The sequence below is a fragment of the Streptomyces sp. NPDC042002 genome (assembly GCF_055588305.1).
In genome coordinates this window covers 285827-307233 of record NZ_JBVJCT010000002.1, presented here as the reverse complement: position 1 = coordinate 307233, position 21407 = coordinate 285827, and the positions used below count along the sequence as shown (strand labels likewise).

At 71.7% G+C, this 21407-nt stretch carries 20 protein-coding genes, 1 pseudogene and 1 riboswitch; of the genes and pseudogenes, 13 read left to right on the top strand and 8 right to left on the bottom strand.

Annotation, left to right across the window (positions count from 1 at the left end):
• Window positions 1–110 precede the first annotated feature (110 nt).
• The 5 genes and pseudogenes from ACZ6KY_RS04120 to ACZ6KY_RS04100 form a co-directional block, all read right to left on the bottom strand.
• Window positions 111–869 carry a CbtA family protein gene (locus ACZ6KY_RS04120; protein ID WP_469308744.1) on the bottom strand — a complete coding sequence of 253 codons (759 nt, stop codon included), beginning with the start codon at window positions 867–869 and terminating at the stop codon, window positions 111–113.
• A gap of 21 nt (window positions 870–890) precedes the next feature.
• Window positions 891–1112 carry a CbtB domain-containing protein gene (locus tag ACZ6KY_RS04115; protein WP_469308743.1) on the bottom strand — a complete coding sequence of 74 codons (222 nt, stop codon included), beginning with the start codon at window positions 1110–1112 and terminating at the stop codon, window positions 891–893.
• 72 nt (window positions 1113–1184) lie between these two features.
• A riboswitch (cobalamin riboswitch) is annotated at window positions 1185–1295 on the bottom strand.
• Window positions 1296–1461: 166 nt separating this feature from the next.
• Window positions 1462–2550 carry an enoyl-CoA hydratase/isomerase family protein gene (locus tag ACZ6KY_RS04110; RefSeq protein ID WP_469308742.1) on the bottom strand — a complete coding sequence of 363 codons (1089 nt, stop codon included), beginning with the start codon at window positions 2548–2550 and terminating at the stop codon, window positions 1462–1464.
• Window positions 2547–2738: pseudogene (locus ACZ6KY_RS04105) on the bottom strand (acyl-CoA dehydrogenase family protein); the annotation flags it as partial. The gene ACZ6KY_RS04110 and the pseudogene ACZ6KY_RS04105, both read right to left, overlap by 4 nt.
• A 29-nt stretch (window positions 2739–2767) precedes the next feature.
• Window positions 2768–3292 carry a cupin domain-containing protein gene (locus ACZ6KY_RS04100; RefSeq protein WP_469308741.1) on the bottom strand — a complete coding sequence of 175 codons (525 nt, stop codon included), beginning with the start codon at window positions 3290–3292 and terminating at the stop codon, window positions 2768–2770.
• 139 nt (window positions 3293–3431) lie between these two features.
• Between ACZ6KY_RS04100 and ACZ6KY_RS04095 the strand changes: the two genes are divergently transcribed.
• The 13 genes from ACZ6KY_RS04095 to metX all read left to right on the top strand — a co-directional run bounded on the left by ACZ6KY_RS04095 (window position 3432) and on the right by metX (window position 17707).
• Window positions 3432–3866 (top strand): RrF2 family transcriptional regulator, encoded by a 435-nt coding sequence (locus tag ACZ6KY_RS04095; RefSeq protein ID WP_469308740.1) that lies wholly within the window; start codon window positions 3432–3434, stop codon window positions 3864–3866.
• On the top strand, window positions 3863–4780 hold the full coding sequence (locus tag ACZ6KY_RS04090; RefSeq protein ID WP_469308739.1) for a DsbA family oxidoreductase: 918 nt from the start codon (window positions 3863–3865) through the stop codon (window positions 4778–4780). Before ACZ6KY_RS04095 ends, ACZ6KY_RS04090 begins: the two co-directional genes overlap by 4 nt.
• Before the next feature lie 623 nt (window positions 4781–5403).
• Window positions 5404–6966: an ABC transporter substrate-binding protein gene (locus ACZ6KY_RS04085; RefSeq protein ID WP_469308738.1), complete on the top strand. Its 1563-nt coding sequence runs from the start codon at window positions 5404–5406 to the stop codon at window positions 6964–6966.
• 31 nt (window positions 6967–6997) lie between these two features.
• Window positions 6998–8026: an ABC transporter permease gene (locus ACZ6KY_RS04080; protein ID WP_469308737.1), complete on the top strand. Its 1029-nt coding sequence runs from the start codon at window positions 6998–7000 to the stop codon at window positions 8024–8026.
• 2 nt (window positions 8027–8028) lie between these two features.
• Window positions 8029–8925, top strand: a complete 897-nt coding sequence (locus ACZ6KY_RS04075; RefSeq protein ID WP_469308973.1) for an ABC transporter permease — start codon at window positions 8029–8031, stop codon at window positions 8923–8925.
• Window positions 8922–9842 carry an ABC transporter ATP-binding protein gene (locus ACZ6KY_RS04070; protein ID WP_469308736.1) on the top strand — a complete coding sequence of 307 codons (921 nt, stop codon included), beginning with the start codon at window positions 8922–8924 and terminating at the stop codon, window positions 9840–9842. Before ACZ6KY_RS04075 ends, ACZ6KY_RS04070 begins: the two co-directional genes overlap by 4 nt.
• On the top strand, window positions 9839–10720 hold the full coding sequence (locus tag ACZ6KY_RS04065; RefSeq protein WP_469308735.1) for an ABC transporter ATP-binding protein: 882 nt from the start codon (window positions 9839–9841) through the stop codon (window positions 10718–10720). The genes ACZ6KY_RS04070 and ACZ6KY_RS04065 overlap by 4 nt, the downstream gene beginning before the upstream one ends.
• Before the next feature lie 35 nt (window positions 10721–10755).
• Complete coding sequence (locus ACZ6KY_RS04060) at window positions 10756–12096, top strand: LLM class flavin-dependent oxidoreductase (RefSeq protein ID WP_469308734.1); 1341 nt, start codon at window positions 10756–10758, stop codon at window positions 12094–12096.
• A 115-nt stretch (window positions 12097–12211) separates the two neighbouring features.
• Window positions 12212–13246 carry an LLM class flavin-dependent oxidoreductase gene (locus tag ACZ6KY_RS04055; protein WP_469308733.1) on the top strand — a complete coding sequence of 345 codons (1035 nt, stop codon included), beginning with the start codon at window positions 12212–12214 and terminating at the stop codon, window positions 13244–13246.
• A gap of 1 nt (window position 13247) precedes the next feature.
• On the top strand, window positions 13248–14024 hold the full coding sequence (locus ACZ6KY_RS04050; RefSeq protein WP_469308732.1) for an alpha/beta hydrolase: 777 nt from the start codon (window positions 13248–13250) through the stop codon (window positions 14022–14024).
• Between the two features lie 253 nt (window positions 14025–14277).
• A complete protein-coding gene (ssuE, locus tag ACZ6KY_RS04045; RefSeq protein ID WP_469308731.1) occupies window positions 14278–14835 on the top strand; it encodes an NADPH-dependent FMN reductase in 558 nt (185 codons plus the stop codon).
• Between the two features lie 362 nt (window positions 14836–15197).
• A complete protein-coding gene (locus tag ACZ6KY_RS04040; RefSeq protein WP_469308730.1) occupies window positions 15198–16559 on the top strand; it encodes a bifunctional o-acetylhomoserine/o-acetylserine sulfhydrylase in 1362 nt (453 codons plus the stop codon).
• A gap of 5 nt (window positions 16560–16564) precedes the next feature.
• Window positions 16565–17707 carry a homoserine O-acetyltransferase MetX gene (gene metX, locus ACZ6KY_RS04035; protein WP_469308729.1) on the top strand — a complete coding sequence of 381 codons (1143 nt, stop codon included), beginning with the start codon at window positions 16565–16567 and terminating at the stop codon, window positions 17705–17707.
• A gap of 88 nt (window positions 17708–17795) precedes the next feature.
• On the opposite strand, the gene ACZ6KY_RS04030 is transcribed toward metX, so the two are convergent.
• From ACZ6KY_RS04030 to ACZ6KY_RS04020, 3 genes are read right to left on the bottom strand one after another with little or no spacing between them, the layout of a single operon-like run.
• Entirely contained in the window at window positions 17796–18923 is a 1128-nt protein-coding gene (locus ACZ6KY_RS04030; RefSeq protein WP_469308728.1) for an LLM class flavin-dependent oxidoreductase, read from the bottom strand.
• A 16-nt stretch (window positions 18924–18939) separates the two neighbouring features.
• Complete coding sequence (locus ACZ6KY_RS04025) at window positions 18940–20031, bottom strand: LLM class flavin-dependent oxidoreductase (protein ID WP_469308727.1); 1092 nt, start codon at window positions 20029–20031, stop codon at window positions 18940–18942.
• Complete coding sequence (locus tag ACZ6KY_RS04020) at window positions 20028–21404, bottom strand: NtaA/DmoA family FMN-dependent monooxygenase (protein ID WP_469308726.1); 1377 nt, start codon at window positions 21402–21404, stop codon at window positions 20028–20030. The genes ACZ6KY_RS04025 and ACZ6KY_RS04020 overlap by 4 nt, the downstream gene beginning before the upstream one ends.
• Window positions 21405–21407: the final 3 nt, after the last annotated feature.

Below are 21407 nucleotides of genomic sequence, written 5' to 3'. Positions count from 1 at the left end.
CCCCCCCCCCCCCCCCCCCCCCCCCCCCCCCCCCCCCCCCCCCCCCCCCCCCCCCACCCGGCCCCCCCCCCCCCCCCCCCCCCCCCCCCCCCCCTCCATGTCGCCAAGGATCAGTTCGCGGCCGGAACCGAGCGCCCGGCGGCGACCGTCGCGGGCCGGGGGTTGAGCATGCGCTCGGCCAACTCGCCGAAGACCAGGCCGAATCCGCCCCACAGGGTGGCCTGGATGGCCAGGGCGGAGAGCCGGAACCGCCACAGCAGGGTGGCCGGGAAGTCTCCCGGCACCTCGTTGATCACGGGCAGGAACTCGTAGGCCAGGCCGATCACGACGGCGAAGGCGGCCACCGCGGTGACGGTGGCGTACCAGGTACCCAGGCTGGGCGCGAGGCGCTTGCCGAGGATGGTGGCGCCGACCGCCAGGAGGACGCTGAGCACCATCATCAGGAAGTACAGCGTGGTCCGCTTGCCGATGGTGTCGGGGTCGCCGACCGACGGCGGATTGGCCGGGTACTTCAGGAACGGAACGACGTACACGGCGAGGAGCGCGGTCCCGGACAGCAGGAGCGCGGTCGCGCGCGGACCGAAGCGGCCCACGCGGCCGAGTGCGAAGCAGTAGGCGAGCGCGGCGATACCGCCGAAGGCGACGCCGTACACCAGGACACCGGTGGCGAGGCCGGCGGTGGACTGGAGGCCGCGGGAGACGAGTTCGACCTCGTGCCCGTGCGCGGGAGCGTGGGCCTCCTCGAAGCCGATCGCGCTGTCGACGGTCGGTTCACCGAGCAAGTAGGCGACGACCAGGGCGAGTACGCCGGCCGCGAGGCCGGCGAGCATGCCTCGCACGAGCAGGTTTCTTACCGTTGCGGAGTTCATGAGCGTGTGTCGTCCCTCGCGTCAGTGGCAGGGGAAACCGAGCAGGTGGCGGGCGTCGTGCACCCACTCGTGGACGTCCTCGCCGGAGACGACGGAGGTGGCGCCCTGTTCGGCGCCGACGAAGTACAGCAGGACCAGCATCAGGATGCCGAAGAAGACCGCCCAGGGAGCTATCGCGCTCAGCGGCAGCTTGGCGGGAAGTGCGGGGGTGGTGGCTGTCGGCTGGGCGACGGTCTGCGCCATGGCAGGACCTCCTCGGGAGTTCGCGTCCCATCTCGGTGGTGCACAGGATGACGCCTACGGGTCTGACTCACGCGGCGCCCAGCGTGGCTGGGACGTCTCGTTCACAGTGGCGCGACCGTGCCGGATTTCCACCGGCTTCCGTCTTGACGTCATCGATATCGGACCGACCGTACCGCGTGGCGCGTACCTGGCCAAGACCGCACCACCTGGGGTGATCTTCCTCTCGTCCCAGGTGACGGGTCCTGTGTGAACAGCGGTTCACCCGGTGCCGTTTCGGACGATGCCCGAAGAAGTGCCCGGCGGCTGCGCCGCGTTCAGCCGTGGACGCGACCCGCCCGCTCGCCGGACCTCAGTCGCCCACCGTCGCCGTACCCGGGCCGGCGAGCCCGAGCTCACGTTCGCCCAGCGAGGCGAAGAAGCGCTCGACGTCGGCGTCGGTGACCTCGGCGAGCGTGGCCGGGGACCAGCGCGGGTCGCGGTCCTTGTCGATGATCTGGGCCCGGATGCCCTCGACCAGGTCGGGGGCGGACAGGGCGGCGCAGGAGACGCGGTACTCCTGGTCCAGGACGCGCTCCAGCGAACCGAGCCGCCGGGCGCGGCGCAGGGCGGCCAGCGTGACCTTCAAGGCGGTGGGCGAGTTGCCGAGAAGGGTCTCCGCCGCCTCCTTCGCCGCCGGGTCGCCCACCGCGAGCAGTCGCTGGATGATCTCCTCGACCGTGCCGGCGGTGTAGCAGGCGTCGATCCACTCCCGCCGCTCGGCCAGCTCGCCCCGGGGCGCCGGCTGCACCTGGCGGGCCAGGGCCTCCTGTACCGGGAGGGCGGCGAGGTCGGCTGTGAACTGCCTGAGCGAGGAGGACGGCAGGTAGTGGTCGGCGAGGCCGCACAGCAGTGCGTCACCGGCGCCGATCGAGGCACCCGTCAGGGCGAGATGGGTGCCCAGTTCGCCCGGGGCGAGGGCGAGCAGACGGGTGCCGCCGATGTCGGGGACGAAGCCGATGCCGGTCTCGGGCATGGCGACGCGTGAGCGCTCGGTGACGACCCGGACGCTGCCGTGCGCGGAGATGCCGACGCCGCCGCCCATGACGATGCCGTCCATGACCGCCACGTACGGCTTGGGGTAGCGGGCGATGCGGGCGTTGAGGTGGTACTCGTCGCGCCAGAACGCGGCGGACGCGGTGCCGTCCCCGTCGCGGGCGTCGTCGTGGACGAAGCGGATGTCGCCGCCCGCGCACAGTCCGCGCTCTCCGGCACCGGTGATGACGACGGTCTCGACGGCCGGGTCGTGTTCCCAGGCGGCGAGCGCCCGGTCGACGCGACGCACCATCGCGTGGTTCAGGGCGTTCAGGGCCTTCGGCCGGTTGAGGGTGAGGTGGGCGGCCCGTCCGTCGGTGCGCACCAGGACGGATTCCTCGGCGGCGGGTGCCTCGGTGCCGTTCATCCGAGAGCCTCCGTCAGTCCGCGGGCCACGATGACGTGCATGATCTCGTTGGTTCCTTCCGGGGTCCGGCGGATTCGCAGGTCACGACGATCTTCTCGCAACGGTACTCACCGAGGGTCGTCGCCCCCGTACGGATGCGGAGTGCGGTACGCCACCGGGTACCCCGGATCGGTGGCGAGCCGCTTCGCCGTGACGCGCGGCCGGACGGCCTGTCCCGTCAGGCTTCCTCTCCTGAGCCTTCCTCCCCCGGCCGCAGGACGTACAGCCGCGGCAGGTTGACCACGATCGCCTCCTGGGTGCTGCGCGCGATGACGACGACGGCCTCCTCGGCGGGGTCCGGGTTCTCCTCGCGGTGCGGCACGAACGGGGGTACGAAGATGTAGTCCCCGGGTGAGGTGCTCAGGCGTACTTCCTCGGGCCGCTCCCCGGAGTCGTCGAGGAAGACGAACTCGGGGTGTCCGCTCACCACATAGATCGCGGTCTCGGACGCTCCGTGATGGTGGTCCGAAGAGGCGGTGGAGGGGGCGACGTGCGTCTGGCCCATCCACAGCTTCTCGGAACCGACGGTGGTGCCGCTGACGGCGGCGAATCTGCGCATGCCTCCGCTCTGCGCCGTGTCGCCGTCGAGGGCGTCGGCGCGGATGTGGTGCAGGCGGGTGCGCAGGGGTCGTACGGACTCCCCTTCGGCGTCCGGGAGATGGGGGTGGAAACCTTCGCCGGGGGTGGTCAACGGCTCGCTCATGGATGGCGACGCTAGAGCGGCCCCGAAAAGGATGTCAAGAGGTGTCCATTGCCCTTCACCTGCGGCAATGTTCCCGCAATGTATGCGGGGAACCGGTGGAAGCCCTGCTGGCGGACACCGTGTCGGGCATCATGTGCGCATGCATATCTCCGCGAAGGCGGACTACGCCACACGGGCCCTGTTGGAGCTCGCCCGCGAACCCGCCCGCCCGCTCACATGCGAGGCCATAGCCTCCTCGCAGCACGTTCCGTTCCGGTTCCTGAAGTCCGTGGTGGGTGAGTTGCGCCGGGCCGGCCTGGTGCGCAGCCAGCGGGGCTGCGAGGGCGGGTACTGGCTCGGACGGCCCGCCGACGAGATCACCCTGCTGGACGTCGTACGCGCCGTGGACGGTGAGTTGATCACCCTGCGGGGCGAGCCGCTGGCCGGACTCGACTACCCGGGTCCCGCCTCCGGACTGCCGGACGTGTGGCGTCGTATCGAGGCGGACGCCGCCGCCGTGCTGGGCGGGACGACCCTGGCCGCGCTGCTGCCCGCCGAGGCGGCCGAGCAGCTGCACCGGAAGGGAGCCGCGTGACCCGTGCGTCGGAAGAGCCCGCGGTGGAGGTGGTGGAGTACACCGACCCGCTGTGTCCCTGGGCCTGGGGATCGGAGCCGGTGTTCCGCCGGCTCCGCGCCGCGCTGGCGGGCCGGGTCCGCTGGCGCCGCGCGTACTGCGTTCTGTTCGACCACGACGACGACCCGCCGCCCGATCCTGCGGCGGAGACCGCCTGGTACGCGCGCTACGTCGAGGACATCAGCGCCCACACGCGGGCGCCGCGGGCTCGGCACCTGAGCCGGGTCGCGGCGAGTTCATGGCCGGCCTCGCTGGTCGCCAAGGCCGCCGAGCGCCAGGGCGACGCGGTGGCCGGGCGGGTGCTGCGGCGGCTGCGCGAGAGTGTCTTCGTGCTCGGGGAGCCGGCGGACACCGCGGCGCTGGCGGAGTCCGCGGTGCGGAGCGTGCCCGGTCTGGACCGTGCGCGGCTGGCCGCGGACACCGCCTCGGAGGCCGTGCTGGAGGCGGTGCGCGCCGACCGTGCCGAGGCGCGCCGACCGGTCCGCGAGGTGCTGTCGGCGCGCGGCGGGTCGCCGCATCCCGGTGCCGCGAAGGAGACCGCCGACGGCGGGTACCGCTACGCGTTGCCGACCCTGCTGGTCCGCGCTCCCCTGGGATGCCGCGTCGTACCGGGCTGGCGGCCGTACGAGGAATACGCGTCGGCGTTCGACGAGTTGAGCCCCGGACTGCTGACGGAACCCGTGCGGCCGACTCCCGCGGAAGCGCTCACGCGTTACCGGAGCCTGACCGATCCGGAGCGCGATGCGTTGACCGACGGCCCGTGGCCACCGGGCGACGCCGTACGCGTCGAGACCGGCAACGGCCCCTTGTGGCTGCATCCGGAGGAGGCCGCCGTACACCCGGCCGGTGGCCGCGGCACTCCTGCCGTGCCCTGACGGGCTTCTGAGCAATGGCCAGGGCACGGGCGCGGCGGTCAGGGCGCGGGCGGTGGCCGCTGTGCCCGCGTCCCGCCGTGACGGGCTCCCGCTCAGTTGCGGGGCGTTGCCGGTGGCGGTGCTCCTGCCCTTCCCCGGCGGTCCTCTGATCAGCCGTCAGGTCCGTCCCGCCCAATGAGACACCAATTGGTGTCCATTGACAGCCGCCGAGAACCGGCCCCAGGATGTGCACCATGCTCACGACGCACCCCGGCGTGGTGTGCCGCTACGTGGACCTGCGGCGCACCTGCAGCGCTCTCTGTCGCTGACCGCCCGCCAACCGCGGCCTCCAGGCGCCTGACGCCCTCCCGCCGGAACCGGCCACGCTCCGCTTCGCCGCCCGGCCCCCGTCATCGCGCGCCGTCCCCTCAGCGTTTCGTCGCCTCCGCTCCCCTCGCCTCCCGGCCCTCCCCGTGATCCGCCGACGCCTCCTGCCCTGAGCGCGGCATGCCCACGTGCGCACCGAAGCCCACGCAGGCATGCCCGGCCCCGGACTGTGCGGCGTCCGCGTCGGCGGGGCGTGCCGCCCTTGCTCCCTGTCCGCCGCCCCGGCGCGGCCGGGTGCCTTCGCAGAAAGAAAACCGATGCCCGGACGACTCACGTTCCGCAACAGCACAGCGACCCTCCGTTCCGACCGGCTGCGCGCCGCCGCCCTGGGGACCGTCCTTGCCACCGTGCTCGTCCCCGCGCTCAGCGCCTGCGGCGGCGAGGCGGCGTCGGCCACCGGCGGCGCCGCGCTGAAGTGGACCTCCTCCTACTTCCCCGCCCACTGGGACCCGGTCGTCGGCGGCAGCGGCGCCCAGTTCCGTGAACTCGCCCTGGTGTACGCCTCGTTGACGCGGACGGACGAGAACGGGAAGGCCGTCCCGGACCTGGCCAAGAGCTGGGACTACAACGCCAAGGGTGACGTGATCACCTTCCACCTGCGCCCCCACCTGAAGTTCAGCGACGGCGCGCCGGTCGACGCCGCCGCCGTGAAGGCCGCGATCGAACGGGCCCAGAAGCAGAAGAACTCCGCTCTCTTCGGCGACCTGACCTCCATCAAGTCGGTGGACGCCAACGGCCTCGACGCGGTGATCCACCTCAGCCAGGTCGACTACCAGATCCCCCAGCTCCTCGGCGAGCGCGTCCTGCAGATCGCCAGTCCCAAGGCGGCGGCCTCCCCCGACAAGCTGGACCAGAACCCGGTCGGCGCAGGCCCGTTCACCGTCACCCAGCTCGTCCCGGGCACCAAGGCCGTCCTGAAGAAGAACCCGGACTACTGGGACGCCAAGAACATCCACATCGACAACGTCGAGCTGAGCTCCGCTCCCGACGCCTCCACCGTGGTCTCCGGCCTCCAGACCGGCGTCTACAACTTCGCGGACATAGCGCCCAGTCAGGCCGACGCCGCCAAGAAGGCCGGACTCGACGTCTTCGTGCAGCCCGGCTTCAACGCCTCCAACCTCAGCCTCAACACCAACAAGGCGCCCTTCGACAACGACAAGGTCGTCGACGCGGTCCGGTACGCGATCAACCGTCAGGAGTTCGTCGACAAGCTGACCTTCGGCTACGGCTCGGTGACCAACCAGCCGTTCCCCAAGGGGTACGTCGCCTTCGACCCGCAGTCGGCGAACGCCTACGCCTACGACCCGGCGAAGGCGAAGAAGCTGCTGGGCGAGGCGGGTTACAAGGCGGGTGCCCTCAAGCTCAATCTCGTCATCCCGGCCGAGGATCCCCAAGCCGAGATCGTCCAGGCGCAGTTGGCGAAGGTCGGCATCACCGTCACCATCAAGATCGACAAGAACTGGGCCACGCCGTTCTTCGCCAAGGACCTGACGTTCTCGCTGTACGGCACCACCGGGCGCGACTCCGCGGCGCAGACCCTCACCGCGCACTTCGGCCCGAACGGCCCGCTCAACCTCAGCTCGCCCTATGAGCCCGCCGGTTTCGAGGCCGCCATCGCCAAGGTCCGCCGGACCCCGCTGGATTCGCCCGACTACGCGAAGGTCCTGCAGGCGGCGACCCGGGCCGGTCTGGAGAGCAAGGCCCTGGTCTTCACGTACTCCTCGCCCAACCTCATCGCCAAGAGCAAGTCCATCTCCGCCCTGCCGAAGAACCCGGCCCACATCGACTGGACCGGCGTGACCATCGCCGGCTCCAACTGACACTCCGCCCACGACAGAGAGGGGGCAACCCATGACGACGACGGAGGCACCGGCCCCGCCCGACGTCCGTCTCCCGGCCGCCGCGGCCAGGGCACGGCACACCCTGGGCCGCGTCCTGGCCACCCTCGCCCGGTCGGTCGCGATCTTCGTGCCCGTCTTCCTGGTCGCGACGTTCGTGACGTTCTCGCTGCGGTCACTGAGCGGGCTCAGCCCGGCGCGCATCCAGCTGGGCGAGGAGGCGACTCCCGAAGCGGTCGCCCGCGTCGAGGCCCACTGGGGCCTCGACCGGCCCTTCCTCGTCCAGTACGCGGAATGGTTCGGCGGCGTCCTGCACGGGCGGCTCGGCACGAGCTGGACCAACGGCGCGGACATCTCGACCCTCATCGGCCTCGGCCTGGGCGTGAGCCTGTCGGTGGCGACCTTCGCGCTGCTCATCGGCGTGGTCGCGGGCTTCGTCCTGGGCACGGTCGCGGCACTGCGCCGCACCACCTGGGTCGACCGCGCCATCACCGGCTTCGTCACGGTGATCTCGGTCATGCCGGCCTTCGTCGTCGGCATCGTGCTGGTCGCGGTCTTCGCCGTGGGCCTGCACCTGTTCCCCTCCGCCGGATACGTTCCGGCGGAGCAGGGGTTCGGGCCGTGGCTCGCCCACATCACCCTCCCCGCCGTCGCGTTGAGCTTCGATGTCGTCGCCGACGTCGCCCGGCAACTGCGCGGCAGCCTCGTCGGGGCCTACCGCGAGAACTATGTGACGGGCGCGGTGGTCCGCGGGCTGAGTCCACGCCGGATCTTCTTCGGCCATGTGCTGCGCAACGGCCTCGGGCCCGCGCTCGCCACCCTCGGCCTGAAGTTCCCGGCGCTGGTCGGCGCCTCCGTCGTCACGGAATGGATCTTCGGGCTCCAGGGCTTCGGACGGTTCGCCAACGACTCCGCGCAGGCCGGTGACGTACCGGCCGTGCAGGGTGTCCTCGTGGTGTCGATCGTGCTGGTCGTCGCCTTCAACCTGCTCGTGAACCTGGTGCTGGCGCGCGTCACGCCGGCCTCCGGGCGGGGGGTATGACCATGGTGCGCCGCGTCCTCACCCTGACCTCGGGCCGGATCGCCCTGGCCGTCCTCGCCACGATCGCCGTACTCGCCCTGTTCGGGCCGCTGCTCGCTCCGCAGAACCCCCTGGCCACCAGCGACCACACGCTCGCCACCGCTTCCGGCGCCCACTGGCTGGGGACCGACTACCTCGGCCGTGACGTGCTGAGCCGGCTCCTCGACGGTTCCCGCGTCAGCGTCCTCGGCTCGCTGGAGGTCGCGTTCACTGCCCTGGCCATCGGCGCCGTCCCCGGCATCCTGTCGGTCCAGCTCGGCCGGGTCTTCGAATGGGTCACCCTCCGGCTCGCCGACACGCTGGTCGCCCTGCCGTTCCTGCTGTTCGCCGTCGCCGTGATCGCGCTGCTCGGCAACGGTCTCACCCAGGCGATGCTGGTCACCGGCGCGTTGGTGTCCCCGCTCTTCTACCGCGTGGCCCGCGCGGCCACCCTCGCCGTGGCCCGCTCGCCGTACGTGGAGGCCGCGATCGTCTCGGGTGCCTCGATCGGCTGGGTCGTACGCCGTCACGTCTGGGCCAAGGTGCTCCCGCCGATCGCGGTCGCGCTCGCCCAGACCGTCGGCGTCGGCTTCGTCATCGTGTCGAGCCTGACCTTCCTCGGGATCGGCGTCCAGCCCCCCGCGCCCACCTGGGGCGGCCTGCTCGCCTCGGATCTGGGCTACCTCGGCCACCAGCCGTGGGCACCGCTCGCCCCCGCCCTGCTGATCATGATCACCGTCTGGGCCTGCAACCTCCTCGCCGACGCGATCCGCGACATCTCCGGCGAGGCGGGCCGCGCGCTCGTCAACAACCGCAGGGCCCGCGCCAACCGCCGCCGCGAGGCCGACCTCGACCCCGCTCCCGCCGGAGGTGCGCGATGACCACCTTGTCCGAGAAGCTCCTCGCCGAGACCGAGACCGAGGCCGAGGCGATCGAGGAAACCACCGAGCCGGGTTCCGCACAGCCCGCCGAACCGCCGTCCCCGGTGCTGGCGGTACGCGATGTACGCATCAGCGACCGGGCCGGGGACCGGGAGATCGTCCACGGCGTGAGTTTCACGCTCACGCCCGGCAGGGCGGTCGGCATCGTCGGCGAGTCCGGCAGCGGAAAGACCCTCACCTGCCGTGCCGCGCTGGGGATCCTGCCCGCCCACTTCGAGATCACCGGCGGCGCGGTGGAGATCGACGGCACCGACATCGCCCAGCTGTCGTCCGCTCAGTGGACGGACCTGCGGGGCGCCACGATCAGCGCGGTCTTCCAGGATCCGGCGTCCTATCTCAACCCCTCGATCCGCGTGGGGGCCCAGATCGCCGAGGTCGTCCGGGTCAAGACGGGACTGAAGCGGCGCGCGGCACACCGCCGGGCGATCGAACTGCTGCGAGCCGTCCACCTGCGGGACCCGGAACTCGTCCACGCCCAGTACCCGCACGAGCTGTCCGGCGGCATGCTCCAGCGAGTCCTCATCGCCGTGGCGATCGCCGCCGGCCCCCGGATCCTCATCGCCGACGAGGCCACCACCGCGCTCGACGTCACCGTCCAGGCCGAGATCCTCGACCTGCTGGCGGACCTGCGCGAGCGGACCGGACTGGCCCTCGTCGTGGTCTCCCACGACCTGGCCGTCGTCGCCCAGCTCTGCGACGAGGTCCTCGTCATGCGCCACGGCGAGGTGGTCGAACAGGGGCCCACCAGGGACGTACTGCACCGTCCACGGCACGAGTACACCCGGCTGCTGATCGCCGAACACGAGCAGTACGGCCTGGAGAAGTTCCTCGCGCCCGATCCCGAGGGGGACGCATGAGCACCGAAGCCGTGGCCACCGAGCCGTCCGCGCGAACCACCGCCCCCGGGGAGCCGACGAAACCCGTCCTGGAGGTCAAGGATCTCGAAGTGCACTACGGAACACTTCGGCGACGCCGGCCCGCGCTGCGCGGCGTCTCGCTCAGCGTCGCGCCGGGCGAAACCGTCGGCGTCATCGGCGAGACGGGTTCGGGCAAGTCCACCCTCGCCAGGGCCGTGCTCGGCCTGGTGCGCGCCTCGGCGGGGTCAGTCCTCGTCGACGGTGAGGACGTCAGCGCCTACAGCGGGCGCCAGTGGCGCGCCCTGCGGCGCCGCGGTGTGATCCAGTACGTCTTCCAGGACCCGCTGCGCAGCCTCGACCCGGATCTCACCGTCGAGGCCTCCCTGTCCGAACCGCTGCTCGTCCGGGGTGTGTCCCGCGACGAGGCGGCACGCCGGGTGCGCGCGTTCCTCGCCCGTGTACACCTCGCCGAGGACCTGCTCGACCGGCTGCCCGGTGAGCTCTCCGGCGGACAGCGCCAACGCGTGGCGGTGGCACGGGCGTTGGTCACCGAACCCCGGCTGGTCATCCTCGACGAGCCGGTCAGCGCCCTCGACTCCGCCAACCGCGTCCAGATCCTGCGGATCCTGGAGGAACTCCGCGACGACGGTGTGGCCCTCGTCTTCATCTCCCACGACCTCGGTTCCGTCGCCGGGGTCGCCGACCGCATCGCCGTGCTGTACCAGGGCGAGCTGGTCGAAGTCGGCGCCGCCCGCGATGTCATCGGCCGGCCTCGGCACAACTACACGCGTCTGCTGGTCCGTTCCGCGCCCACACTGCGCTCCGCCCCGGCCGACCGGGCCGAACGCGCGGCCCTGCGCTCCCTCCTGAACGCCTGAACGCCTCAACGCCACGAGAGACAGGAAGAAAACCCATGCCGCGCACCATTCATCTCGCCCTGCACCCCTACGGCGTCGGCGGTCCCGGCCAGCACGGCCTGTGGAAGGACGCTCGCGTAGCGAAGAACGCGAGCATCGACATCGACTACTACATCCGGCTGGCGAAGGCGGCCGAACACGCCCTCTTCGACGCGCTGTTCATCGTCGACAGCCAGTTCATCAACGCCACCTACCCGGCGCACTACCTCAACCGCCTCGAACCGCTGACCCTGTTGTCCGCGGTCGCCACCCACACCCGGCACATCGGCCTGGTCGGCACGGCGAGTTCGACGTACAACTCGCCGTTCAACCTGGCCCGCAGGTTCTCCTCCCTCGACCACATCAGCGGTGGCCGGGCCGGCTGGAACGTCGTCACCAGCTTCGACACCGGCACGTCCCGCAACTTCGGACTCGACGAACACCTCGACTACACCACCCGCTACGGCCGCGCCCTGGAGTTCGTCCGGGTCGCCCGGGGTCTGTGGGACTCCTACGAGGACGACGCCTTCCCGGCCGACGTGGACCGGGGCCTGTTCCTCGACCCGGCCAAGCTGCACGCGCTCGACCACGAGGGCGAGCACTTCAAGGTGGCGGGACCGCTGAACCTCTCCCGCTCCCCGCAGGGCCAGCCCGTCATCTTCCAGGCCGGGGTGTCCGAGGAGGGCCGCGACCTCGCCGCCCAGGTCGCCGAGGGCATCTACGCGCCGGGCGGCACACTCCAGCAGGCCCAGGAGTACTACGCCGACATCAAGAAGCGCACCGCCGCCTACGGCCGCGACCCCGAGCACATCAAGATCTTCATCCACGGAAGCCCGGTCGTCGCCGCCACCGACGAGGCGGCCCGGCGCCGCGAGCGGGAGATCTTCGAGGAGGACAACGACTTCGACCGCAACCTCGCCCTGCTCGGCCGCTCCTTCGGCGCCTACGACTTCAGTGTCCACGACCTCGACGCGCCGTTCCCCGACGTCGCGCACCTCGCCGAGAAGGGCGGCCGGACGGGCGCGGCGGGCCTCATCGAGCGCGCCCGGACCGAGAAGCTGACGCTCCGTCAAGTCGCCGAGTCCGTCAATCAGTTCCGCGGCTCGCCGTTCGTCGGGGCGCCGGAGACCGTCGCCGACACCATCGAGAAGTGGTTCGACGCCGGCACCTTCGACGGCATCAACCTGGCCTTCCGTACCGAGGACGAACTGAACCTCTTCGTCGACGGTGTCGTGCCGATCCTCCAGAAGCGCGGCCTGTTCCGTACCGAGTACGCGGCCGGCACCCTGCGCGGGAACCTCGGTCTGCCCGTCCCGGCCAACCGCCACACCCGCGAGCCCCAGCTCGTGAACGACTGAGGTCCTCGGCGCGACCGACCGTTCGAGCACACCCTCGCCCCGCGGCCCCGCACACCGGCCGGCTCACTCCCTGAACCGGCCGGCGCGGCGGCCCGACACCGAAAGGCCGACACCCATGACGAGCGAGCGACCACGCTTCCGGCTCGGCTTCCTCACCCACGTCCAGGGACGCGACCAGGACATCGCCCGCACCTACCGCAACGCGCAGGACCTGTTCGCGGTGGCCGACGAACTCGGCTTCGACGTCGGCTGGGTCGCCCAGCACCACGTCTCCCTCGGGGGCGGCGGACTGTCCTCGCCCTGGACCTTCCTGGCCCACGCGGCGGCGCGGACCACCCGGATCCGGCTGGGCACCGCCGTCACCGTCCTCCCGCTGGAGGACCCGGTCCGCCTCGCCGAGGACATCGCCACCGTCGACACCCTCAGCGGGGGTCGCGTCGAGATCGGCGTGGGCAGCGGATCGAGCGGCCTGGAGTACGCCGCGTTCGGCAAGGACGCCGACCGCAAGCGCGAACTGACCAGCGAGAACCTCGACGTCCTGCGCCGGGCGCTGGCCCACGGTGAGGTGGGCACGCCCGACTTCCGCATCCAGCCCCGCCCCGGCGACTTCGGCCGCCGCGTCTGGCAGGGCGTGTTCAGCGCGCGGGGAGCCGAGTACGCCGCGAGCCGCGGCTCGAACCTGCTGCTCAACCGGGCGGCCTACGGGTTCGACGCCCCCACCGACGAGGTGCAGCGCCCCTGGGCCGACGCCTTCCTCGCCGCCTGGGACCAGCCGCACCGCCCGCGCATCGGCCTGTCCCGCTTCATCTTTCCGGCCAAGGACCGGCGTACGGCGCTCAGCGCGATCGGCGACGACGTGCACCGGGCGGCGCTGCGCATGGCGGAGAGCGGCGCGTTCCCCAAGGGCCTCGGCCCTGACGAGGCGCTGCGCCGCTTCCATTCGTTCTACGGCCATCCCGACGAGATCGTCGAAGCGTTGCGGCAGGAGAGGGTCCTGCCCGTCGCGACCGACCTGATCGCGCAGTTCAACCCGGCCGTCCCCGACCACGACGCCGCCGTCCGTGCCCTCGAACTCATCGCGACAGAGGTGGCACCCGCGCTGGGCTGGCAGCCCGCGCACACGGCCGAGCCCGCATCCGCAGGAGTGTGAGATGACCCAGTACACCGACCATCACGGGCCCGAAGGTCTGCGGATCCGCGGCACGATCCTCGTGGTTCCCGGCCGCGGCGAGACCCGGGCGACCTACGAGCGCTTCGGCCGCAGGCTCGCCGCCGACGCCTACCGCGTCCGGGTGATCGACGCCCCGGCCCTCGACGCCGAGGACCCGGCCGTGTCCCTGGCCGACCTCGCCGCCCGGCTCACCGACGCGGTCGAGGGCACCGCGTCCGAGGAGGGTGTCGTACGGCCTGTCGTCCTCATCGGGGCGGACTCCGGGGCCGCCGCGCTCGCCGCGCTCCTCGGCCGGGCACAGGCTCAGGCCGCCTGGCAGCCGGACGCCCTCGTCCTCGCCGGCCTTCCCGGCCCGTCCGCCGGGACCGGCGCCGCCGCCGACACGTGGGACCAGGAACTCGACGTCCGCACCTCGTGCCCCGCCCACCGGGGCAACCTCACCCAGGACCCCCAGGTACGACGCGGGTCGCTCAACGACGCGGTGCCGGACTCCGTGCTCGGCGCGGCCTACGACAGCGAGGCACCCCTGCCCACGCTGCTGCTCGTCGGCGACTCCGATCCGATCGCCGACCACGAGGCGCTGGCGCGCCTGGCCAAGTCACTGCCCGTGGCCCGCCTTTCGGTCGTGCACGGCGCCCGCCACGACGTCCTCAACGACCTCCAGCACCGCTCGGTGGCGGCCGAGGCCGTCACCTTCCTCGAAACACTCCGCAACGACTTGCGGCCGCTGATCACCGTGCGGTCGAGCGCCTGGTGAGGACCCGTCGGACGGGCGCCGCCGCCGGGCGTCGGGCGGCGCCCCCGTCCCACGGCGACGCCCGGCCGGCCGGGTCACCACCGCCCACACGGCCGGCGCCCGGAGCGTCCCGGGTGCCCAGGGCGCCGCGTGCAGCCGTCACAGCTCCGTGAGCGGCCCATGGCACACACCACCGTTCGCCGGACACCCGTTTCTCCCGCCACCGTGCGCCGCACACCCACGTCACAGCCGAATCCGACCCGGAAGGTCCGCCATGGCCACGATCGTGTCCGTCTCCGGAAGCCCCTCCCCCACGTCCCGCACCACACGTCTCCTGCGTCACCTGGACGACCGGCTCCGCCTCCAGGGCCACGAGGTGACCCCGCTGGAGGTACGTACGCTTCCCGCCCACGCACTGCTCGGGGCCGACTTCCGGCATCCCGCGATCGTCGAGGCCGCGGCCCTGTTCGAGCGGGCGGACGGGGTGGTGATCGGCACGCCCGTGTACAAGGCGGCCTACTCGGGCCTGCTGAAGTCGCTCCTCGACCTGCTCCCGCAGTACGCGCTGACGGGCAAGACGGTGCTGCCTCTCGCCACGGGCGGCAGTACGGCCCATGTCCTCGCCATCGACTACGCGTTGCGCCCGGTGCTGAGTTCCATGGGCGCCTCGCACATCGTGCCCGGCTGGTTCACGCTCGACAAGGACGTCACGGTCGGCGAGGACGGCACAGCGGTGATCGCGCCCGCCGCCGCCCAGGCGCTGGAGCAGGTCACGGACCACTTCTCCGCCGCCCTGGGAGGCCGTACGACCGCACTCGCGTCCACCGGCTGAGGACTTCCGGCGCCAGGGCGGGGCCACTTCGACAGGCGTCCGGGGTCCGAGCCGTGCGTCAACTCCGCGGCCCGGCATTCATGCTGGTGCGTCGTGACCATCTGTGGTTACCTGGCTCCATGACCGTGCTCGTGACCCGCCGCCACGTTGACTACGTGCGTGTCACCACCACGGCCTGTCGCACCGTGAGCTGACCCCCTCGCTCCGGTAGCTGAACACCCTTCCCCACCGCACTCCGCGCTGCCCGCTGCCCTGTCCGGGCGCGAATTCGCGGCCCTGCGGTGCGTTCGCCGACGCCTGAACCAGCGCACACCACGGACCCCGTGCGTCTCCACAGAGCGCACACCGCACAAGGGAGAACCATGAGCCAGCCCGTCGACTCCGTGACCGCGGGGCACACCCCCGACGACGAGCCCACCGGCCCCGACACCTCGGCCTGGTCGTTCGAGACCAAGCAGATCCACGCCGGTGCCGTGCCCGACCCGACGACCGGGGCGCGGGCGGTGCCGATCTACCAGACCACGTCGTTCGTCTTCCGGGACACCCAGCACGCCGCCGACCTGTTCTCGCTCGCCGAGCCGGGCAACATCTACACCCGCATCCACAACCCCACCCAGGACGTGTTCGAGCAGCGCATCGCGGCGCTGGAGGGCGGCGTCGCCGCGGTGGCGCTCGCCTCCGGACAGGCGGCGGAGACGCTCGCCATCCTGACGCTGGCGTCCGCGGGGGACCACATCGTGTCCAGCACGTCCCTGTACGGCGGCACGTACAACCTGTTCCGCCACACGCTCCCCCGGTTCGGCATCGAGGTGTCGTTCGTCGACGACCCGGACGACGCAGAGGCCTGGCGTGCGGCGATCCGGCCGAACACCAAGGCCCTGTTCGCGGAGACGCTCGGCAATCCGCGCGGCAACGTACTCGACGTGCGGGCCGTGGCCGACGTCGCGCACGCGTCGGGCGTACCGCTGATCGTGGACAACACCGTGCCGACCCCGTATCTGCTGCGGCCCATCGAGCACGGCGCCGACATCGTCGTCCACTCGGCGACCAAGTTCCTCGGCGGACACGGCACCACCATCGCCGGTGTCGTCGTCGACGGCGGCAGCTTCGACTTCGGCGCGCACGCCGAACGCTTCCCCGGCTTCACCGAGCCGGACCCCAGCTACCACGGCCTCCAGTACTGGCCGGCGCTCGGCCCGGGTGCCTTCGCGGTCAAGCTGCGGGTGCAGCTGCTGCGTGACCTCGGCCCGGCCCTGTCGCCGCACTCCGCCTTCCTGCTCCTCCAGGGTGTGGAGACGCTCAGCCTGCGCATCGAGCGGCATTCCTCGAACGCCCAGGCCCTGGCCGAGTGGCTGGAGCAGCGCGACGAGGTCGCCGCCGTCCACTACCCGGGCCTGGAGTCCAACCGGTGGTACGCGGCGGGGCAGCGCTATCTTCCGCGCGGCGCCGGAGCGGTCCTGGCATTCGAGCTGCGGGACGGGGTCGAGGCCGGAAAGCGGTTCGTGGACGCGGTCGAGCTGTTCAGTCATCTCGCCAACATCGGGGACGTACGCAGCCTGATCATCCACCCGGCCTCGACGACCCACAGTCAGCTGGACGAGGGGCAGTTGGCGGCGACCGGTACCTCGCCCGGGCTGGTGCGGCTGTCGGTGGGAATCGAGAACCTCGCCGACCTCAAGGCGGACCTGGAGGCCGGTTTCCGCGCGGCGAAGGGCGCGTCCTGAACACCGTGCTCACACCGTCCGCGGTCCCCCTCCCGCCGGCCTCCGGGGGCTGGCGGGAGGGGGACCCGCCCGGACGCCGGCAGTGGCATCTCCAGGACAAGGCGCTGCCCCTGGAGGCGGGCGGTGAACTGCCCGGTGTGCGGCTGGCGTTCGAGACCTGGGGGCGGCTCGCGCCGGACGGCTCCAACGCCGTGCTGGTGCTGCACGCGCTCACCGGCGACAGCCATGTCGCCGGACCGGCCGGGCCCGGTCACCCGACGCCCGGCTGGTGGGAGGGTCTGGTCGGGCCCGGACTCGCCCTGGACCCGCACCGCTGGTTCGTCGTCGCACCGAACGCGCTCGGCGGCTGCCAGGGCAGCACCGGCCCGTCATCGCCCCGCCCGGACGGGACGGCCTGGGGCAGTGCCTTCCCGTTCCTGACCCAGCGCGACCAGGTGGCGGCGGAGGCCGGCCTGGCCGACGCGCTGGGCATCGGCCGGTGGGCCCTGGTGATCGGCGGTTCCATGGGCGGCATGCGCGCCCTGGAATGGGCGGTTTCCTATCCGGAGCGCACGGACGCGCTCCTGCTGCTGGCCACCACGGCGGCGGCGAGCGCGGAGCAGATCGCCTGGACCGACCTACAGACCCACGCGATCCGAAGCGACCCGAACTGGCGGGGCGGCGACTACCACGAAGCCGCCCCCGGCCACGGACCGCACGAGGGGCTGGGCCTGGCCCGCCGCCTCGCCCACGTCACGTATCGCAGCGAACCCGAGCTGGCGGTCCGCTTCGGCCGCGCGCCGCAGGGTACGGAGGATCCGTGGGACGGCGGCCGCTATCAGGTGCGGTCCTATCTCGACCACCATGCCGTCAAGCTGGTACGGCGTTTCGACGCGGGCAGCTATGTGACGCTGTCGGAGGCCATGAACAGCCATGACGTCGGACGCGGCCGGGGCGGCACGCGCTCGGCCCTGGGCCGGGTGACGGCACGGACGCTCGTCGCCGGAGTCGACTCCGACCGTCTCTATCCGCCGTCCCAGCAGGCCGAGTTGGCCGCCGGTATCCCCACGGCGGACCGACTCCGGGTGATCGGGTCCCCGTACGGACACGACGGCTTCCTCATCGAGGTGGAGCAAGTCGCCGCACTGGTAAGTGAATTGATCGGCTAGGACTGCTGAGCGCCCGTCCCGGAGACACCGGCCCAGCGCCCCGAGCGGCGCCGAGCCGGTGTCTCCGGGACGGCCGTCCCGCTCCCGCTCACCGCTTGCGCCACTCCTCGGCCAGCAGCTCGTACGACCGCACCCGGTCGACGTGGTCGTGGGTGATCGTGGTGATCAGCAACTCGTCGGCGCCCGTGGCCTCCTGGAGCTGCTCCAGCTGGTCGGCCACCCGGCCCGGGGAGCCGACGAACTGGGTGTCGAGGCGGTCCTGGACGAGTGCTCGGTCGGCGTCGGACCAGACGTGGGCGCGCGCCTCGTCCGGGGTGGGGAACTGGATGGCTCCCTCGGCGTTACGGATGCTGCGGACCCAGAGGCCGTATCCGGTGGCGAGTTCACGGGCGGTGTCGTCGTCCTCGGCGACCACGACGTCCGCGGACACGCTGATGTACGGCTTGTCGAGGACGTCGGACGGCTGGAACGCGGCCCGGTAACCCTCCGCCGCCTCCAGCACGGTGGCCGGACTGACGTGGTAGTTCGCCGCGAACCGGAGCCCGTTGCGGCCCGCGACGTCGGCGCTCTGGCCGCCGCTGCTGCCCAGGATCCACAGCTCCACGTCCGCGCCCTCTCCCGGCACGGCATGCGCCTCGACCCCGTCCGCCGACCGGTAGGTGCCGGCGAGCAGCGCCAGAACGTCGTCGATCTGCTCGCCGTAGTCCTGCGACTGGGCGTTCGGCTGCTGGAGGAGGGTGCGCTGAAGCGCGACCCGTGGCGAGCCGAGCAGATGCTCGAACGAGAAACGGGGCGGAATGCGCAGCCCGTTGGGCGCCCGGCCGTCGACGACGGGGCTCGCGGTCGGCAGCGGCGTGGCGGGCCCGCCCGGAGGCCGTCCGCCGGAACGGCCGAGGCCGAGGTCGAGACGGCCGGGGTGCAGGGCGTCGATCAGGCCGAACTCCTCGACCGTGGACAGGGCGGTGCGGTGGCCCAGTTGTACGGCGCCGGAGCCGATGCGGATCGCCGAGGTCGCGGACGCCGTCAGGGCGAGGACGACCGCGGGCGAGGTGCCGGCGACGCCCGGATTGAGATGGTGTTCGGCGAACCAGTAGCGGGCGTAGCCGAGATCCTCGGCCCTGCGGGCCAGGTCGATGGTGTTGCGCAGCGCCTCGGTGGCGGTGGAACCGGACGAGATCGGGACCAGGTCGAGAACGCCGAGAGGGATGTCGGACATGGCGGGTCGGGGCTCCTCAGTGGTCGGCGGGTACGGGTTCGGGCACGGGCGGTGAGAGGACCGGCCCCCACGGGAACGGCGGGTCGGGGATCTCCCGGCGCAGCACGGGGGCGACGTCCGACTGGAAGAGTTCCAGCGCGTCACGGTGCTGACGACCGGTCAGCCCACCGGCGTCGGCGTGCAGATGCAGGACGCTGTGCCCGAACCGCTCGTGATAGCGGTGCACCTTCTCGATGATCTGCTGGGGGCTGCCGATCAGCGCCGAGCTGCGCTCCACGTAGTCCTCCAGGGTCGTGAACACCGGTTCCAGGCCCAGGCGTTTCTGGAACGCCAGGTTGCCCTCGAAGACGGGCCGGTAGACGGCGAGGGCCTCCTGAGAGGTCCGCGCCGCGTAGAAGCCCGCTGTCCCGGCGCCTACCGCGATGCCGGCCGGATCATGGCCGTAGTGCTCCCAGCGTTCGCGGTAGTAGCGGATCAACTCGGCGTACGGCTCTATGGGGTTGGCGACGTTGGCGGAGAAGAGCGGGTCGCCGTAGCGGGCGGCCAGGTCGACCGACTCCTTGCTGGTGGCGCTGCCGTGCCAGACCCGGACGGGCTGCTGGAGGGGCCGGGGCCACACCTCTGCGTCCCTGAGTTCCGGGCGGAAGCGGGTCGCCGCGGTGACCTTGTCCTGCCGCCAGATCCGGCGGAACACCTCGTAGCTCTCGGCGTTGCGGTCCCACTGGTCCTCGGTGGTGACCTGGAACAGCTCCCGTTGTGCGGCGCCGTTCCCCTTGCCGACGATCAACTCCAGGCGTCCACCGGACAGATGGTCGAGCGTCGCGTAGTCCTCGTACGCGCGCACCGGGTCGAGGAGGCTGAGCGTGGTGACCGCGGTGAAGAGCCGGATCCTCGAGGTGAGCGCGGCGATGTGGCTGAGGACCACCGGCGGCGAGGACGAGATGAACGGACGCTCGTGCCGCTCCCCCACCCCGAAGCCGTCGAAGCCGAGTTCTTCGGCGAGCAGCGCGTTGTCGATCACTTCACGGAAGCGGTCGTTCGTCGGCTTCTGGATGCCGGTGACCGGATGGGGGGCGTGCACGATCAGGGTGATCGCCAGGAACTTCATGACGCGGCCCGCTCTGCCTGAGCCTCGGCGTCGGGGTGGGCCAGGCCGAGGTGGTCGCGCAGGGTGCTGCCCTCGTAGTCGGTGCGGTAGACGCCGCGTTCCTGGAGGAGCGGGACGACGGTGTCCGCGAAGGAGTCCAGGCCGCCCGGCGTGATGTGCGGGACGAGGATGAAGCCGTCACAGACGTCGGCCTGGACGAAGTCGTTGATGGTCTCGGCGACCGTGGCCGGGCTGCCGACGAAGGCCTGCCGGTTCCCGGTCTCGATGACGAGGTCGCGGATGGACCAGTTGTTGGCGGCCGCACGCTCCCGCCACTCGCGGGCGGTGGCCAGTGGGTCGCGGTACATCCGGACCTGGGCGCGACCGCGGGCGATGGTGTGTTCGCCGAGGTCCGGGTCGATGTCGGGCAGGGGGCCGTCCGGGTCGTACGAGGACAGGTCACGGTTCCAGACGAACTCCAGGTGCTTGATGGCGGTGGCGCCGCTGACCTGGGCGCGCCGCACCTCGCGGGCGTGCTCCTCGGCCTCGGCGTCGGTGTCGCCGAGCACGAAGGCCGCGGCGGGCAGGATCAGCAGTTGGTCGGGGCGGCGGCCGTAGCGGGCGAGGCGTCCCTTGACGTCGGTGTAGAAGGCCTGGCCCTCCTTGAGGGTGGCGTAGCGGCTGAAGATGGCGTCGGCGCCGGCCGCGGCGAACTCGCGGCCTTCCTCGGAGTCTCCGGCCTGGAAGATCACCGGGCGGCCCTGCGGGGAGCGCGGGACGTTGAACTGGCCCTCGATGTCGAAGTGTTGTCCCTGGTGGACGAAGGCTCCGGCCTTGGCGTCGCCGAGGAAGGTGCCGGTCTCCTGGTCGGCGACGATCTCGTCCCCTTGCCAGGAGTCGAAGAGCTCGTTCGCCGTGGTCAGGAACTCCTTGGCCCGGGAGTAGCGCTCCTCCTGGGGCAGGAAGCCGCCGCGGCGGAAGTTCTCGCCGGTGAAGGCGTCCCAGGAGGTGACGACGTTCCAGGCTGCCCGGCCGTCGGAGAGGTGGTCGAGGCTGGCGAACTGGCGGGCCACCTCGTAGGGCTCGTTGAAGGTGGAGTTGATGGTGCCGGTCAGTCCGAGGTGTTCGGTGACGGCGGCGAGCGCGGTGAGGATGGCGAAGGTGTCGGGGCGTCCCACGACATCCAAGTCGTAGATTTCTCCGCCCTGTTCACGCAGGCGCAGGCCTTCGGCGAGGAACAGGAAGTCGAACTTGGCGCGCTCGGCGGTCCGCGCGAAGTGCGCGAACGAGCTGAACTCGATGTGGCTCCCGGCGTCGGGGTCGCTCCACACGGTGGTGTTGTTGACGCCGGGGAAGTGCGCCGCGAGGTGGATCTGCTTGAGCGGCTTGCTCATGGT

Bases quoted from the DNA above. Each gene is read 5' to 3' on its own strand.
- ACZ6KY_RS04120 (WP_469308744.1), bottom strand. From the start codon at position 869: ATGAACTCCGCAACGGTAAGAAACCTGCTCGTGCGAGGCATGCTCGCC.
- ACZ6KY_RS04115 (WP_469308743.1), bottom strand. From the start codon at position 1,112: ATGGCGCAGACCGTCGCCCAGCCGACAGCCACCACCCCCGCACTTCCC.
- ACZ6KY_RS04110 (WP_469308742.1), bottom strand. From the start codon at position 2,550: ATGAACGGCACCGAGGCACCCGCCGCCGAGGAATCCGTCCTGGTGCGC.
- ACZ6KY_RS04100 (WP_469308741.1), bottom strand. From the start codon at position 3,292: ATGAGCGAGCCGTTGACCACCCCCGGCGAAGGTTTCCACCCCCATCTC.
- ACZ6KY_RS04095 (WP_469308740.1), top strand. From the start codon at position 3,432: ATGCATATCTCCGCGAAGGCGGACTACGCCACACGGGCCCTGTTGGAG.
- ACZ6KY_RS04085 (WP_469308738.1), top strand. From the start codon at position 5,404: ATGCCCGGACGACTCACGTTCCGCAACAGCACAGCGACCCTCCGTTCC.
- ACZ6KY_RS04080 (WP_469308737.1), top strand. From the start codon at position 6,998: ATGACGACGACGGAGGCACCGGCCCCGCCCGACGTCCGTCTCCCGGCC.
- ACZ6KY_RS04075 (WP_469308973.1), top strand. From the start codon at position 8,029: ATGGTGCGCCGCGTCCTCACCCTGACCTCGGGCCGGATCGCCCTGGCC.
- ACZ6KY_RS04070 (WP_469308736.1), top strand. From the start codon at position 8,922: ATGACCACCTTGTCCGAGAAGCTCCTCGCCGAGACCGAGACCGAGGCC.
- ACZ6KY_RS04065 (WP_469308735.1), top strand. From the start codon at position 9,839: ATGAGCACCGAAGCCGTGGCCACCGAGCCGTCCGCGCGAACCACCGCC.
- ACZ6KY_RS04060 (WP_469308734.1), top strand. From the start codon at position 10,756: ATGCCGCGCACCATTCATCTCGCCCTGCACCCCTACGGCGTCGGCGGT.
- ACZ6KY_RS04055 (WP_469308733.1), top strand. From the start codon at position 12,212: ATGACGAGCGAGCGACCACGCTTCCGGCTCGGCTTCCTCACCCACGTC.
- ACZ6KY_RS04050 (WP_469308732.1), top strand. From the start codon at position 13,248: ATGACCCAGTACACCGACCATCACGGGCCCGAAGGTCTGCGGATCCGC.
- ssuE (WP_469308731.1), top strand. From the start codon at position 14,278: ATGGCCACGATCGTGTCCGTCTCCGGAAGCCCCTCCCCCACGTCCCGC.
- ACZ6KY_RS04040 (WP_469308730.1), top strand. From the start codon at position 15,198: ATGAGCCAGCCCGTCGACTCCGTGACCGCGGGGCACACCCCCGACGAC.
- ACZ6KY_RS04030 (WP_469308728.1), bottom strand. From the start codon at position 18,923: ATGTCCGACATCCCTCTCGGCGTTCTCGACCTGGTCCCGATCTCGTCC.
- ACZ6KY_RS04025 (WP_469308727.1), bottom strand. From the start codon at position 20,031: ATGAAGTTCCTGGCGATCACCCTGATCGTGCACGCCCCCCATCCGGTC.
- ACZ6KY_RS04020 (WP_469308726.1), bottom strand. From the start codon at position 21,404: ATGAGCAAGCCGCTCAAGCAGATCCACCTCGCGGCGCACTTCCCCGGC.